Origin of the sequence: Hydrogenophaga intermedia, assembly GCF_023715105.1 — a bacterium.
Classification (GTDB): domain Bacteria; phylum Pseudomonadota; class Gammaproteobacteria; order Burkholderiales; family Burkholderiaceae_C; genus Hydrogenophaga; species Hydrogenophaga intermedia_A.
Genome location: NZ_JAMBNO010000003.1, coordinates 1 through 14,754, shown reverse-complemented (window position 1 = coordinate 14,754; position 14,754 = coordinate 1). Strand labels below are relative to the sequence as shown.

General features: G+C 60.7%; 9 protein-coding genes, 1 tRNA gene, 2 pseudogenes and 1 other annotated feature. Of the genes and pseudogenes, 7 read left to right on the top strand and 5 right to left on the bottom strand.

Features of this window, described 5'->3' with window-relative positions:
- Positions 1-23: 23 nt before the first annotated feature.
- A complete protein-coding gene (locus M3149_RS03380) occupies positions 24-689 on the top strand; it encodes a hypothetical protein (protein ID WP_251707931.1) in 666 nt (221 codons plus the stop codon).
- 39 nt (positions 690-728) lie between these two features.
- Here the strand turns inward: M3149_RS03380 and M3149_RS23135 are convergent, their stop codons facing one another.
- The gene (locus M3149_RS23135; RefSeq protein WP_353056793.1) at positions 729-1,160 is read right to left on the bottom strand and encodes a recombinase family protein; all 432 of its coding nucleotides are present in this window, start codon (positions 1,158-1,160) and stop codon (positions 729-731) included.
- A 342-nt stretch (positions 1,161-1,502) separates the two neighbouring features.
- On the opposite strand from M3149_RS23135, the pseudogene M3149_RS03375 reads away from it, so the two are divergent.
- A pseudogene (locus M3149_RS03375) lies at positions 1,503-1,703 on the top strand (GDCCVxC domain-containing (seleno)protein); the annotation flags it as partial.
- Positions 1,704-2,313: 610 nt separating this feature from the next.
- Complete coding sequence (locus M3149_RS03365; RefSeq protein ID WP_435370726.1) at positions 2,314-2,517, top strand: HupE/UreJ family protein; 204 nt, start codon at positions 2,314-2,316, stop codon at positions 2,515-2,517.
- 289 nt (positions 2,518-2,806) lie between these two features.
- Here the strand turns inward: M3149_RS03365 and M3149_RS03360 are convergent, their stop codons facing one another.
- The gene (locus tag M3149_RS03360) at positions 2,807-4,462 is read right to left on the bottom strand and encodes a recombinase family protein (RefSeq protein ID WP_251707930.1); all 1,656 of its coding nucleotides are present in this window, start codon (positions 4,460-4,462) and stop codon (positions 2,807-2,809) included.
- A 233-nt stretch (positions 4,463-4,695) separates the two neighbouring features.
- Here M3149_RS03360 and M3149_RS03355 point away from each other — a divergent pair, with 233 nt between their 5' ends.
- Entirely contained in the window at positions 4,696-5,352 is a 657-nt protein-coding gene (locus M3149_RS03355; protein WP_251707929.1) for a hypothetical protein, read from the top strand.
- Between the two features lie 481 nt (positions 5,353-5,833).
- Positions 5,834-5,909: transfer RNA gene (locus M3149_RS03350), tRNA-Arg, on the top strand.
- A gap of 413 nt (positions 5,910-6,322) precedes the next feature.
- Here M3149_RS03350 and M3149_RS03345 read toward each other — a convergent pair.
- Entirely contained in the window at positions 6,323-6,874 is a 552-nt protein-coding gene (locus M3149_RS03345; RefSeq protein WP_251707928.1) for a hypothetical protein, read from the bottom strand.
- Positions 6,875-7,074: 200 nt separating this feature from the next.
- Here M3149_RS03345 and M3149_RS03340 point away from each other — a divergent pair, with 200 nt between their 5' ends.
- Positions 7,075-7,368: a hypothetical protein gene (locus tag M3149_RS03340; RefSeq protein WP_251707927.1), complete on the top strand. Its 294-nt coding sequence runs from the start codon at positions 7,075-7,077 to the stop codon at positions 7,366-7,368.
- The gene (locus M3149_RS03335) at positions 7,358-8,167 is read left to right on the top strand and encodes a hypothetical protein (protein WP_251707926.1); all 810 of its coding nucleotides are present in this window, start codon (positions 7,358-7,360) and stop codon (positions 8,165-8,167) included. The genes M3149_RS03340 and M3149_RS03335 overlap by 11 nt, the downstream gene beginning before the upstream one ends.
- Before the next feature lie 497 nt (positions 8,168-8,664).
- Here M3149_RS03335 and M3149_RS03330 read toward each other — a convergent pair.
- Together M3149_RS03330 and M3149_RS03325 are read right to left on the bottom strand one after the other, a co-directional pair.
- Positions 8,665-9,900: pseudogene (locus M3149_RS03330) on the bottom strand (IS3 family transposase).
- Positions 9,503-9,619 (bottom strand) — a sequence feature (AL1L pseudoknot). Its footprint overlaps the pseudogene before it by 117 nt.
- A gap of 242 nt (positions 9,901-10,142) precedes the next feature.
- The gene (locus tag M3149_RS03325; RefSeq protein ID WP_251707925.1) at positions 10,143-14,591 is read right to left on the bottom strand and encodes an NACHT domain-containing protein; all 4,449 of its coding nucleotides are present in this window, start codon (positions 14,589-14,591) and stop codon (positions 10,143-10,145) included.
- Positions 14,592-14,754: the final 163 nt, after the last annotated feature.

Below are 14,754 nucleotides of genomic sequence, written 5' to 3'. Positions count from 1 at the left end.
CCTCGTCGAGAGGGTTATCGCACATGGACGACGAAGCCGCACATCCAGAAGGAGCGTGGCTGCCCCTGCCCAAAGTCCAGGAGCTCTGGGTCTACATGGACGTGGTGTCGCGCACCTTCCACTGTGTTGATGACGCACCAGAGGAGCTCTCCGAGACGTATGCGGCAGAGCTCGATTTTGCCGATGCGCGCCGCCAGCAGGATGGCGAAGGGGTGATAGCCATCCGCCCGATGCTCACGGCCACGACTTACAGCGCGCTCGTCCATCTGAACGTGCTCGCCGTGTTGACGTCGCAAGTTGCCGGGGAACCTTCTCGTTCCGCCAACGCTGCTAAACTGGCACTGACCTGTGCGTTCCTCTCCAGACTCTTCCAGAACCTGGACAACCACATGGCAACCTTCCTCGAGTGCGAAAAAGGGATGCCGCCGTGGGACTTCCATCACCTCGCTGTTTGTGCTGCGGTGGCGCAGGACATGCTGCAGTGCCTGAATGACAGTGATTGGGACCCCGACGGTCCCGTACCGGCCTTTGTCACGGCCAGGCTCAACGCGTGGTTGCAGGACCCTAGGTTTCGCGGCTGCGACATGGGGGAGATAGACGCCCTCATCGGGGACGCGGTGCGAGCTGTCGAGCGTGCGGTCCTCGCTGATGCCGACGCCGCGGCCACCGAGGGAGCCACCATCCACTAGCAGCGAGCGCGTTCCGGAGGCCGTGCAGCGGCCTCCGGCTTACCGGTGGGGACTTCGCCTGCGGCTATCGGCGTCCTTGGGCGGAATCGCGCAGGCGCCGAGTGCAGGCGTCTTTCCCCAGTACGTCAACAAGGACAACTCGCTTCCCGTCTCCGCTTCAAAGACCCGAATCCCACGCCGTCTGAACGTCTCCAGCAGAGCACCGAGATGTGTGCTGGATCGTGAGAGGCGGGACGCGTTGTCCACGAGGACAACGTCGCACATCCCCGCAGCAAGCAAATCTTCCAGGCTGCGGTAGCCTGGCCTCCCCACGGGCAAACATCTTCCACCCACCCCATCATCCTGAAACCGGTTCCTGGCATCTGGCTCCAGTCCGAGGTGCTGGGCGGCAAGCGAGCACCTTTCGAACTGCTGCTGAATGGCGGCGGGGCAGGCCTGCGCCGTTCGGGCATACACCGCGGCGTTCTTCATTGGCAGTTCCTCCGCTTCCTTTCCGCCTCATCGACGGCAGCGCACGTGTAGCAGTTCAGACGCTCGTGCAGGCCACAGTGTTCCCTCCCGGCATCCGCTCGCGCGGGCAGTTTGCCGGTGAGGCCACCGTGCACAGCTATCTCCGGCCGACAGCCGGATTCGTTTTCGGGCGGGAGTGGGAGAGTAGGTTCGGCTTCACCGGAAGGAGCAGTCACAGGAAACTCCTAGTATTGGTTATGGGGAGTTCTTATAGGCACCGCGAGTCGCAGATGTGATGCCGACGGCTTCAGCCGTCCCGTCGGTCAGAACGGGCGGGCTGCACCGGCACAATTGGATTCACCCATGACAACCCTCATCCTGACCTCGACGCTAACTTGCCCGGCGTGCGGGCACGCGAAGTCCGAGACCATGCCTACGGACGCGTGCGGGTGGTTCTACGAGTGCGAGCATTGCCACATGGTGCTGCGGCCAAGAACTGGCGACTGCTGCGTCTTCTGCTCCTATGGGGACGTCCCCTGCCCCCCCATCCAGCTTCAGGGCAAAGTGGCAGGATCTGCTCCGCACCGGCCTCCGGATCTACCTGACACATTGACCCAAGGGACCCGGCCGGCGCCAGCGCGCCCGCTCAGAAGAAGTGCCGACACAGGGCGACCATGGCGATCTGGGTCTTGTCACCCATTTCGGCTAGGAATCGATCGTGTCGGGCACCAACATCCAGGTTGCCACGACCAGGAAGGACGCCCCTGTCAGACAGAGGAGAATGTCCGGACCAAGAGCCTGTGCCGCCCAGCCCCCAGCGACGGCAAGCGCGTGGTCGGCAAGCGTGGCAATCAGGATGCCGAGGATGTTGGGATCGGCCGTCGAAACTTGGCGGCTAACTCCATCGCGAGAAGCTGGGTCCTGTCGCCCATCTAGACGGGGGCGACAACGCCGGTAGAAATGAAGACAACTTCCAAGGACTCCGCGAGCCGGCGATCAGGAACCAAGGACTGCGCCGCGCCCCAGGGGCCATGCCGGAAACAGCGCGGTCAAGGGTCTTGCCAGGCTCTGGAGCTGCTCGCGCTATGGCCGTGAGGGCCAAGTGTGTTGACGCGCGAACCAGCTCCTAGCGTCAGCGTCGTCTTGTTCCAGTATCGCTCTGCAGCACGTCGCTGTGTACGTCAGCCTGTTCGCCATCGGCCACTCCACCACCATGCTCCTAGGTGTGTGGACGGGCGTCGCCGTCAGCAGCTACCTGATCGACGCCGTCACCGGCCTGTCGATGGTCTACAAGGCGCTGGACAACCTGGGTGCGTTCCAGGGCTGGTTCGGCTGGCAACCCGACATCCGCCGGGAAGCCCGGAGGTGCAGCAGATGATGGAGATGCGCATGCAGATGATGGAGTCCATGATGCAGATGATGATGGACCGGATGGACTCCTCCATGCAATGAAGTGAACCTACTTCAGTCGGCTGCAGCAAGGGTGCGGAGAGGTAGACTCGATCCCGAGACTCGATCCCGAGACTCGTCCGACAGGATTTTTGTTTCCTTCGGGGACCATAAGGAGACGAATGCCCCGTGGTGATCATCCATGCTGGATCGGTAAGGGACGCTCAAGAGAAAAAAGGGGCCATCTTCCGATGGCCCCCTGAATCATCAAGCGGGGTTTAGATTCGCACTCCCTTGACGTCCCAGGTGACTGGGCGCCTGGCGGTGGTCACTACGTCAATCCTGAAGGCGACGCGAGTCGTGTCGATGACAACCGAATCGCTCTGCTCCGCCACGAATACGCCCGGCTGAAACTCGAGCTCGAAGACGCTATGCCCCTTGCACTTTCGCGCCACCAATTGAAAGCGCGCGACGAGACGCTGAAGAACCATGCGAACCTTGTAGGCAGCAGGCTCGCCATCCATCAGTTTGTCCAGTAGCGGCAGCGGTTCGATGCCGGCCTGCAGTTCCACGACCTCCTTCGTGACCTGGTTCATCCGGTCCTTGATGGCCTGCAACTTGCGCGTCTTCTCATCCATTTCCGCGCTGATTTCTGCCAGCTTGTTCCTCAGCCACTCCTCCGGTGTCTGCGGGTCCAGCAACAGACGCTGAATGCGCGCGAGGCCGGCGTCGAGCTCCTTCAGACGCGCCTGCAATGCCGCTTCCTCATTGGCGGGCCCTTCCGTGAGCCGTGACCGCAGGCGGTCCCGGAATTCCGCGAGCAGCTCTCCAGTGAACACCTGTTCCAAGCCCCACCTCAGTGCGAGCTTCACAGCCGTGAGTGACGTGTATCCGATGAAGTGGGTTGCGTTGTTGACCCTGTGGGCCTGCTCGCACTGAGGACACGATGCGTGGTAGCCGGTAGTCCCGCTGCCCCCGATGGAGAGCCGGGCGTTGCAATAGCCACACCGGACAACGCCGGAGAGGGCGTGACGCCCGCCACCGCGGACCTTCTCTTTGCCTGCCGAGGGATTGCACGCGGCCCATACCTCGGGTGTCACCAGCCGCAGATTCGGCCTGTCGTAAGCCTTCGACTCCACGACCTGTCGACGTTTCCTGGCCTTTGCCTTCGTGAACGCAGAACCCCGCCACATGAAGACTCCCTTGTACACAGGGTTCGCCAACACACGCGCGACCGTTGCCGGGCGCCAGTAGGTAGGCCCCTTCTTCATACGGCGATGCCCTGGGCACGGCATGCCCGCCTCGTTCAACTTCTTGGCGATGGCCAGGAGTGACATGCCCTCATAGCGCCAGGAGTACATCTGCACCACCACCGGAGCGGTAGCCTCGTCCACTTTCCAGAGCGTTCCGCGCTGCCGCGGATCGTCACCACTCACGCGCTCGGCGACATATCCGAACGGGGCCTGGGCGATTTGGAAGCCTCGCTCAAGCTGACCGACCATGGCCCGAACGACTTCCGCCGCCGTACTCTGGTTCTGCTGAACGGCGGACATCAGTTTGAACGACCACATCAAGGTCCAGTTCTTGTCCTCAGAGTCGATGTGGTCTCCGGTGACCACCCGTAGGCCCGTCCTCTCCACCAAGTCGATGATTTTCGCGCCGTCCAGATGATTGCGTGCGACACGCGAAACCTCATCCACGAACATGACATCGACCTCGTGCGCCTCGACGGCGTCCAACAGATTCAGGAAGGCTGCGCGCTTGCTGCTTCCCTTGGATGCACCCGTGATGGCGCTGTCCGCGAACACCCATCTGTCGTCTACCGCGAAGCCTTTCGCGGCCGCGAGTTCGCGGCATTGGCGAACCTGGTCTTCGATGGACGTAGGTCGTTGGTCCTCTGTTGAATAGCGCGCGTATATGGCTGCTGTGCGCATGTCTTCTTGTCTCCCATGTTTGCGTTGTCGTTGATTGCCGCAGCCGCGATGTCCACAAGGAGCTCCAGGAGCTCACTCAATTCACTGTTCATGTTTCCTCTTGATTTCTTGCCTTGGCACCTCGTATAGCAACGAGCAATTCGGATCCTGGCGTGCGCCCATCCTCCCACCTGGATCACGGTGCCTATACGAGTCGTGCCGCTTTGGCACTGCAACTGATAGGACACATTGAGATGAAGGAAGAGACCAACATCGGAGCTGCGCGAGTCAACAGCACCCGGGTGGCGCCGGGCGTCTACTACGGCCGGCTCATGTCACCGGAGGAAGTCGGCGATGCGATACGAGACCGCGCAGAGGCGGAGCGCCGCGCCATCGGCGCTCCATGGACTCTCTGCGGGGATGTCACTCGAGACCTATTCGAGCTGCTGCGGTCCTCGAAGCTTCTGGACAGGGCCATGGAGCGCATCAGCGCGTTCAGCTCTCCGGAAGGGGCGAACTACGCGGTGTTCACGAACCAACTTGGCGCGTTCCAACACCGCTTCCTGGTGCCGCTGTATGACGAAGGGGCGATTGCATTCGTGAAGGACCTCACGAGGTGCCGCCTTGCCTACAGCCTCGGCGGGGACGACACTTCGGAAGCCGTGCTCTGGTGGAGTCAGCTGCGGCCGCACGAGGTCCTGCCCCTGCAGGCGCTGTGCGGCCAGCTGCCACCGGAGCACGAAGGACGCGTGGCCCAGGAGTATCCGAATATCGTGCGTGCCATGATGAACGCGGCGCAGGTTCCATCCACACGAGCCGACGTGGCAGTGAAGTACGTGACCGTCGCCGCGGTTCCACCGCACCGGGTGCTGCTGTCGAACCTCGGATTCGCTACGGGGCAGCGCCGGTGAAGGAGAGCTCACAAGGCCCGGAGACAGTCGCCGCTGCGAGGCGGTTGTTCTGTGCGGTCGACAAGGAGTCGCTGGACCTGCTTGTGATTGTGGAAGCTGGATCGGTGGAAGAAGCCGTTCCTCGACTACTCCACGTCATCGAGTGGTTCCAGTTGGCCAACTGGGAGGACATCTATGTAGCGCCTTGCGCAGGCCAAATGGAGGGCGTCCTGACGTTCCTTGATGCCTTCTTCCTTGCCTTTCCGCTATGCCCCGGGCCAGCTGCTGGGGACGGAACGAAGGCCATTCACTGATTGAAGTCCCGCGGAAACGCGGGACTTTTTCTTTCTGGCGCGTCACAACGCCCGCCTTCCGCCCCCCGGGACAGGCGGTACAATGCTGACTACTGCGGCTGTAGCTCAGTGGATAGAGTATCGGCCTCCGAAGGCTGTCGTCATTCGGGAACCGCGCAGTAGAACGAGTATTGGTCTTTTCCAGCCACGCGGCTGTAGCTCAGTGGATAGAGTATCGGCCTCCGAAGCCGAGGGTCGTGGGTTCGATCCCCGCCAGCCGCGCCAAATCAACGACTTACGCGCATCCAAGCGTGAGTCAAGCACGAAGCCCAGCACCTGCCTTAGCCCGGAAGCGCTTCGCTCCCGGGCTAAGGCTGTAGTTGAGGCAATGGTCTTCGAGTTGCTACGCTGATGGCTGTGGCCCACATCTGGCCCATCTTTGGCCCTGTGGTGGGGAGATGCTGCTGTTCAGACCTGAAGAACGACCATTGCCTCTAGGCCCGCGACATTTCGCGTGATCCAGCAACGCGGATGCAGGCATCTGCCCTGTCGCGACTTTTGTGTGCCAAACGCGAGGCAGAGTCGTAAGGCGAAGAACTGCTGTGCAGCGCGTCGGTCACTGTACTCAAGGCCTTAGCAGCTCTTTCCGCCCAAGAGCGGATGCCTCCCGACTCAAGCTGCAGACGTTTGACGCATTTCTAGGCTACGTCACCGTACTTCAGCCGTTGCACCTGCTTGCGCAGATTCAGTTTGGTCATTTCGGGTAACAATTCAATGGACGGCAGGCCACTTTGCTCCTGCAAGTGACGCGCTACCTTCCACGCGTCGTCAATCGCTTTGGAGAGTACGGATCCTTTGATTCCTGCCCCTTGCCAGATTCGCTTCGTGTCCCTTACAGAATCTGCATCGATGTGAAAGTGTGTGGTGTCCCGAACGATCTTCAGCCTTGCTGATATGTCCAAGAGCACTGCGACGTCAATGGCGGACTTGCGCATGAAACTGTCTGCAAGGCCCTGGTCGATTCGATAGAGGTACCAGAACGACGCAACGCGTGGACCATTCTCGAAGACTTTCATGGCATGTGCCATATAGTCATTGAAGAGCGCAAGGTATGCGAGCCGAAGTAGCGGGTAGCCTTGTGCGCGTTCCGCCTCAATGGCCAGCATGGCATCGCGGTTGTGAATAGCTCGCTGTAACTCTGCAAGGTTACGTGCAACAGCGCTGATATAGCGAGGCGTGGGATTTTTCATGTACTGGCCATTGTTCCGGCTAAGCGTGTCGATACAGTCACAGGCGATGGGGGGCTAGGAAAGCAGCACAGGACAATGGCTTTGCGCGAGGCACGAGCGAGAGTGGGAGCAAACAACCCCCTTACACTCGTCGCCTTTGTGTGCTTTTCTCTGTCTCATGCTGCTGAGCGTCAAGACGGACAATTTATGAGGGATTGGGCATGTCTTTTTTGAAAGGCCTAGGCGATCTGCAGAGAACTTTGTCCGAGGCGCAGAGAGCACTTGAGTCTGTCAATGGTGAGCTCGGCACCTTGTCCTTCAATCCAGAGGATCCAGGAAGCGTTGAGGCGGCAATCGCTGAATCTGAGCGATTGGTCGACGAGCGACTGGGAATATATGCCAACAACTCGATCATCGGCCCGCTGATGGTTCAAATGAAGCAGTCCTTCAGAACCGCTGTGCTTGAAAAGGCAGCCGAAGCACGTCTTAAAGGAGGAGCGTCAGATGGGGAGTAGAGATGTTCTGTTCAAGCGCATCAACAACGCTTTATTCGATATGCAGGCGGCAACGTCGCAGACCTTCGAGCAGCACTTCCTGACCTTCGCCCGACTCCTTGCGGATTCATCGCTACAACATCTGAACCAAAAGCTGACAGCAGAGCTCGACGTTGACGAGTTCTTGGAGGTCAGTTCCCGATCACAAGGGAGCATGATGGGTTCGGCCCGTCTCGCATGGCCTGAGGGTGCGGATGAGGTGCTTGGTCTACAGTGGTTACTGATTCAGAAGTTTGCACGTGAACCACGAGGTTTATTGAGCTTCGCGCACACCTACTACACAGTAGGGCGCAATCTCACCGATGAACTGCACAGTCTGACGCGGCAGTTGCTAATCCCATTCGCCCGCGATTACAAGGACCACGTGATGGCCGTGGAGCAACCGGAAGAGCTAACGTCCATGGGCAGCACCGGGGGCGGGACTGCATACCAGCCTACACAGATCACATACCAAATCAACGGTAACAACGCGCGAGTAAATCTCCAGTCGGTCGACAACTCGGTCAATTCGGTGGTGATTAGCAGTACGGTAATAAACTACATTCGTGATTTGCGAGCCGAGGTTCAAAGGGCGCCTCTCTCAGAGGAGCAACGGGCCTCAGCTATGGAGGTGGTTGATGAGGTGGAGTCGCAGATTGTGTCCGGAAAGCCAAAACGTGCGATCTTGGCTCCACTGCTAGCTTCTCTGCCCGCCATAGATTCGATTACATCGATCGTCAGCAACCTGCTTGAGGCCTTAACGACGATCGGAGCCACCTAATCGTTAAAGGCCCGGTTGGGCAACGGTGAACTCGCCCCTCCCATATCAAGCTTGGGTCCGACTCTTTCGGATCGGAAGCTGCCGGGCTCGTGCCGAGGGCGAATATCTCAGATCACTCTTTGTCTGTCGTTGGCGAACGACCCTAAGCCTCGCATTGCGACGCACCTGACCCATCGGCGCCGAGCAGACTTGCTCATGAGGGTGCCCCAGTTTTCAGTGTCCCCACTTGAGCGACCGGGAGCACATCACCCTGTAAGAAGCTCGCTATGTCGTCTTGAGCTGCCTGGCAGCTTCCCGTTTGCCCATCGCCATGACCTCGAAGTAACGCACGAGCTTTGAGGCTCGCGGAGTCACCTGGCCAGACTCCTACTTCCACAGACTCAGTGAGGAGATCCCGAGAAGCACGGCCATCTGTGCTTGACTTAGTCCCAATGCCTGTCGCTTTGCCTTGAGGCGTTTGAACCGCCCCGGCTTTCGTGGAGGCCGGTTGGTTTAAGTCAGGCCTCCGCCATGGAGACCTGATTGGCGAGATGCCGCCAGTAGTTTGCCTCAGCCTCTGCCGGCGGGATGTAGCCGATGGGCTCGAGCAATCTTTGGTGGTTGAACCAGGACACCCATTGCAGGGTGGCCAACTCCACCGATTCCCTGGTCTTCCAGGGTGCCCTGCGGTGAATCAACTCGGCCTTGTACAGCCCGTTGATGGTCTCGGCCAGGGCGTTGTCGTAGCTGTCGCCCTTGCTGCCCACTGAGGGTTCGATGCCCGCCTCGGCCAGTCGCTCCGTGTAGCGGATGCTGACGTATTGCGACCCCCCTGTCGGAGTGACAAACCAGGCTGCCGTCGCGCTCGGGCTGCCGGTCATAGAGCGCTTGTTCCAAGGCATCCAGAACAAAGTCCGTGCGCATCGTGTTGCTCACGCGCCAGCCCACGATGCGCCGCGCGTACACGTCGATCACGAAGGCCACATACAGCCAGCCCTGCCAGGTGCTGACGTAGGTGAAGTCCGAGACCCAGAGCAGGTTGGGCCGATCGGCCTTGAAGACGCGATTGACCCGGTCCAGCGGGCACGGCGCCTTGGCATCGCTGATGGTGGTGCGCACCACCTTGCCCCGGCGCACGCCCTGCAGGCCCAGGCGGCGCATGAGCCGTTCGACCGTGCAGCGCGCCACCACGATACCCTCGCGGTTCATCTGCTTCCAGACCTTGTCGGCGCCGTAGACCTGCATATTGGCGTGCCACACGCGCTCGACGTGCGGTGTCAATGCGCTGTCGCGTTGGGCGCGCTGACATCGCAGGGCCGGGTTGCGTTGCGCAGCGGCGTGACGCCAATAGCCAGACGGGGCGATCTGCAACACCTTGCAGATCGACTCGACCCCGTAGGCCTGTCGATGCTGATCGATGAAGCCCTTCAGGACTTCAGACGGCGGTCGAGCTCCGCCTGGGCGAAAAACGCGCTGGCCAGCTTCAGGATCTCGTTGGCCTTGCGCAGCTCCTTGTTCTCGCGCTCGAGTTCCTTCAGGCGCTGCAGCTCGCTGGTGGTGATGCCCTCGCGCGCACCCGAGTCGATCTCGGTGCGTTTGACCCATTCGTTGAGGGTCTGGGGCACGCAGCCGATCTTGGCCGCGATCGATTCAATGGCCGCCCACAGCGAGGGGTACTCGCCCCGGTGCTCCTGCACCATGCGCACGGCGCGCTCGCGCACTTCGGGTGAGAACTTGTTCGACTTCTTGTTCATGGCTCAATCCTCTCAGAGAAAAGAGCCTCCTCAAATCCCGGGGCGGTTCAGTTCGGCATTGAAGGCAGGCGTTCGACCCGAGCGCGATGACGCGCCCGCTTCCAATTGGACGGGCGCGCTACGAGCGGTAGCCTTTTGTGTAGTGCGCAGTTGCGCCCGCAGGTCTCTTACCGATCGTTTGAAGGGCGACCAGTGACGGCACTCACCTAGAGTAGGTGTCTACGATGCCTGCCAGCAGTGTTTCACTGTGCTGTCTCGGGAGCCAGGCGTTGTACTGGCAGTGCCGGCCAGGGCGCGCCGGTTTCAATGTCGGGGTGGCGTGGCTCACCCGAAGCTACGCCATACATGTCTCGAAGTTCATCGATACGGACAAGGCACGCTGCCGCAAGACGGGATTCGATTCCGGTCGCGGTGCGCGATAGTTCAAACAGGCGCTTTCGCAGTGAAGGCGCGGGTGTGCTTATCTGTTCGTATGCGCTAGCCCAGTCGGATAGCGGCCGCCGCTCGACCACAAGGTTCTCGATTGCGGAATCGAGCGTGCCGCAGAATGTTCTTCCCGTCGCGGCATGGCTACCGATAAGGAGCATCACGCCGGCCTCGTCGGGCGTTTCCGCGACTGCGCATTCGAGTATCGCCATCGCCGGTGGCGCAACGCCGGATGCCAACCGTGCATACACGTCGGCACGGAACGCAGGATGGGACTGCATGCCGGCAGCAAACCTTCGGCCAAACATCCAGGTGTCCGGCCGGCCCTCCCCGCCCCTCACTTCGCCATCACATATCAGGTCGAGCAGCATGCGGAGCGACGACAGCGTGCCCCTCTTCTCCAAAGCTGCGAACCAGCCATACTCAGACAGGAATCGCGAGTCCTCCTTTGCCAGTCCCAGCAGGACTTGCTCAGCTGTGTCGGACGGGGCGAAGCCCAAAGCCGACAGCAATTGCCGAAGACGCCATGGCAGCCGGATGTGGGGTTGCAGGCACGCGAGTACTTCAAGTGTCGCTTCTGGCCGGCTGGTGAACGGCATCAGCAATAGCCAGCGATCTATTGCGCCTTGGTTCTGCTCCAGGAGCCAGGGTTTGGTCTTCGCGTCTTCGAGCAGTGCTTCAATGCTTGAAATGATCAAGTGGGCTTCGATCAATTCGCCCGCGTTGACAAGGGCTGTGAAGAACCGGAGCTTCTTGCTGTATGGCTGCGGCAGTCGCTTTAGCTGGTCTATCGTGGCGCTCTTGTCACCGTAAGGTAGGCCCAAGGCGATAGCCGCAAGCTGCAGCGCGTGAACCTGAGCTTCGTCGTCTGCGGCATTGCCCAATAGTTTGTCCACGGCGCCAAAGATGGCTTCTGCGATTGGCGAGGTCGCCGGACCCGACGAGTCCTGCCGCTCAGCCCGTCGAGCCCGAATATTGGAGAACGCTGGCGAACCTCTGAAGGGTAGGTCGTCCGTTTTCCCCAGCTGTCGCTGCCCAATCGCGCATAGCGCCTCTGCGGCGTTGACCCCGAATCCGCCATGGCCGGTATCCATGAGATAGGACTGCAATGTCGCGATCGATTGATCGCCACCGATCGCGACAAACGCGCGTGCATACTGCAATGCCCATGAGTGAGAGGCTTCGGACGCGGGATCATGCTTGCGGCGCGCCCTTGCTGCGGCACTTTCTTCGCGCTGCTGGCGCCATTGCCTCAGGTCGCGGGCCAGCATGCGCGCAAGCGGCTCAGCCAGTTCCGGAGCGGCCAGTCTCTCGATAGCTCGCGCAACTTCGCCGAGGATGCTCCGCGGTGAGCCTTCATCCGCGAGCAGCTCGTCGACCCAATTTCGGATGCTTGCAATCAATGCGTCGCGAGAGACGCCATTGAGGCACAAGCAGCCACGATCCCCATTCTCGCCGTGCTGTGCGATGAGTTCGGCAAAGTGTCTGATGCTCGTCGGATCTGAAGTTGCAGCGCGTGCCAGCACGGCAGATATGAAGGACTCCACCGGCGTCAACGCGATCAGACCCTGAACGCGATGGTATTCATCGTACGTGATCCCCGGCGGTGACTGCTTGAGCCGTTCGCGCATTCCAGGCAGCGCGTCGATGAGCTTGCCGGTCGTGGCGGGGCCGAGAAGCCTCGCCGCAGCGTTTGAGAGTTGCCGATCGATACCGGCCTCTAGGGCGAGTTCGGCGATAGGCCCGTCGTCGATGACGACATCGCTTCTGCGGAGCAGTTCCTCGGTACGGAAGGGGAATGGCAGTCGCCGTTCCAGCCGGCCAAGAAGCGCAGCCCTGACTTCCTCGGGGTAGAGCCGGTCGGCTTCTTCGATCGCACTCCAGGCGCGTTCTTCCCTATCGCTGAAGTCGCCCGTCTCAATCAAGGGCTTGATTGCCGCCGCGACGGCTTGCCGATTGTCTCCCCGGCGCAGCAGCGCGCGCAGTTTCCGCGCTGAGCTTTGCTCTTCCTGTTCCAACTGAGCGGCTTCCTGGCGCAGACGCTCCACAAGCCTGGGCGGTAGCGAATCCTCCGGGTATCCATTCCGCGCGAGCGCCTGCCAAACTTCACGCGGCGCCGCCGTCACCAGGCGCTGCATCTGGTGAATTGCCTGTCGGAAGTGCAGCGATTCCGCGACACTGGTCTTCACGTCGGTGTCATCGTCGGACAAAGCGATGTTTGTGGCGATCTCGATGCCTTCAATACCGCCGTACATCACTAGCTCGGATAGAAGGTGCGACCGATGCTTAGGTGGCAGTTGGGAGATTCGGCCGGCTATGTCGCTTCCCAGGACAGAAGGTCGGAAGCGACCGCCGGCGCGCATCGCCTCCAGATACACCTGATCGTCAGGGTTCGCTATAAATGACCACAGAATGTCCGCGAACTCGGGGCGGCCGGTCCTTATCATGAACCGGACTGCGCGGTCCATTTCGTTGTGCGTGTGCCAGTGGTCGGCAAACTCGACCACGGGATCCTTGACGACTTTCCACAACGCGTCCGAGCCTCGATAGATCGCTGCAGCAGCGAGCATCGGGTCAATGGTGAGCGCTTCGAGAACGAGGGTCGCGGCGCCCAACACAGCTTCAGCGTCTCCGCGCGAAGCCCGCTCACATGCAAATAGCACCGCCTCTTCCCACGCGTACACATTGAGGACGTCGGTTCGCATGCGCTGGCGGGCCTCGGCATTGGCCCCTGCAGCGGCCCGCATCAGCACCTCGACCTCATGCGAGGCGAACCACTCTTGAAACTGTTGGTGCTGGAATTCGACACCGCTTGCGGTGCGGACCAGCAGGTGGTGACCGACAAGAGCGGCCAGGACAGCGTCCGGTTGTGGCGCCGCCATCTGGCCTTCGCGGACAAGCCGGCTCGCTACATCGCTTATCACGCTTCTGGCGCGACGCTCCGATACGGTGACGCTGCCCGCCACGGTCGCTTCTATGGCTATGGCTGCCAACATCTCTCTATGAAACCCCGCTGCGACGCTGCTCAAGACCTCGCGCGCGGCGGCGTTGCGGTCAATCTCAGCGACGAAGAGGCGTAGCACTTCCTCTTTCGTTGTCGGCAGGTTCCCGTCGGGCGTTTCCGTAAGAAGCTTCGTTAGATACAGCGGAATCGCCACAAGATCACGCAACCCGTTCGTTCGCCAGGCCTGATCAAGCAAACGCTCCCCGGCTTCGCCGCGGTAAGCGCGCGCGATAGCCATTTGTTGAGCTTCCGACAGCGGCTCAATCTCAACGACCGGACCTGAGATGGGCACATCCAGTGCCTGAACGCGCGTGCTCATCACTATCCCGAGGTTTGGGTAGTCGCGCTGCATGCCTTGGATCTCAGAACGCAGCCGCTTTCGCGACGAGGTATCCAGTTCGTTCCATCCATCCATGCAAAGGACCAAGCGGCCCTCGCCGGCGAGAAGTTTCAAATGCTCTTCGCGCTCCCCGGCGAAAGCGGCCCGCCGAACGATCGATTGCAGCAACGTATGCCCTTGTGCAGACCATTCGCTCAGCGGGATAAATGCCGCGACAAGGTTCTCGTTGATCGCAATGCTGCGAACGACCTGTATAAGCGTTGTCGTCTTTCCCGTGCCAGGCGGGGCAACGACAACGATCTCGTTGAATGTTTCGATCGCGGCGGCGAGTCCGGCAACGTCAAACGACGTGACACGCTCGCTCTCGATTAGCCGCAGTCCGAGCGCGATGGAATCAACAGGAGACTTAAGCGCAGCGACAAACGCGTTAAGGTCTCGTACTGCGGCAGCCCGCAGTCGTGGCGTTAACGACTCGATGTTGTCTTGTGACGCGAGACTGAGCCGTTGTGCAAAATCAAAGGCCGACGATACGGTCTCGGGTTTCGCCGCCCTCGCATAGGGCGTCCGCAAGGTGAGGATCGCGAGGGCCGATGTTTCCTCCGCCTGTTTTTTCCAGGCCTTGAGTTTGTCAACCGTGAAGTGAACAGGATCGTCATCGATCTGCTTCGCGTGTGCCGAGCACAGCCAGATGCCATTCGATGCGTGTTGCCGCTCCTCGGCCGACTGCAGCGGGTCATAGCGGGGACCGCCCGGCGCCGCTGCCTTGATGTGGGCAGCAATGCCGACGTTGACGAACTTGACGTCATCGCCAAGCGCTGCGCCAGCGGTCAGACGCCGGCAGTCAGGATTCGAGCAGGCGTAGCCGGCGCGACCGGCGAGCGTGCGCTTAGTTGTTGGGGAAAAGTCATCGCGTATCGCCACTGTTCTGCTACCGCTTGCCCTCGCTATCCATCCTCGTGAGATAGCCCCCCAAATCCCCGGACCCGTCCTATCGCTTATCTTTAAAGATAGGAGTAGGACTGTGAGTACGACTAGGCATACGGACACTGTTGAAGTCATCTTGAAAGACCAGCGCCGCAGGCGC

Coding starts and splice junctions, on each gene's coding strand:
- M3149_RS03380 (WP_251707931.1), top strand. CDS start 24: ATGGACGACGAAGCCGCACATCCAGAAGGAGCGTGGCTGCCCCTGCCC.
- M3149_RS23135 (WP_353056793.1), bottom strand. CDS start 1,160: ATGAAGAACGCCGCGGTGTATGCCCGAACGGCGCAGGCCTGCCCCGCC.
- M3149_RS03360 (WP_251707930.1), bottom strand. CDS start 4,462: ATGCGCACAGCAGCCATATACGCGCGCTATTCAACAGAGGACCAACGA.
- M3149_RS03355 (WP_251707929.1), top strand. CDS start 4,696: ATGAAGGAAGAGACCAACATCGGAGCTGCGCGAGTCAACAGCACCCGG.
- M3149_RS03345 (WP_251707928.1), bottom strand. CDS start 6,874: ATGAAAAATCCCACGCCTCGCTATATCAGCGCTGTTGCACGTAACCTT.
- M3149_RS03340 (WP_251707927.1), top strand. CDS start 7,075: ATGTCTTTTTTGAAAGGCCTAGGCGATCTGCAGAGAACTTTGTCCGAG.
- M3149_RS03335 (WP_251707926.1), top strand. CDS start 7,358: ATGGGGAGTAGAGATGTTCTGTTCAAGCGCATCAACAACGCTTTATTC.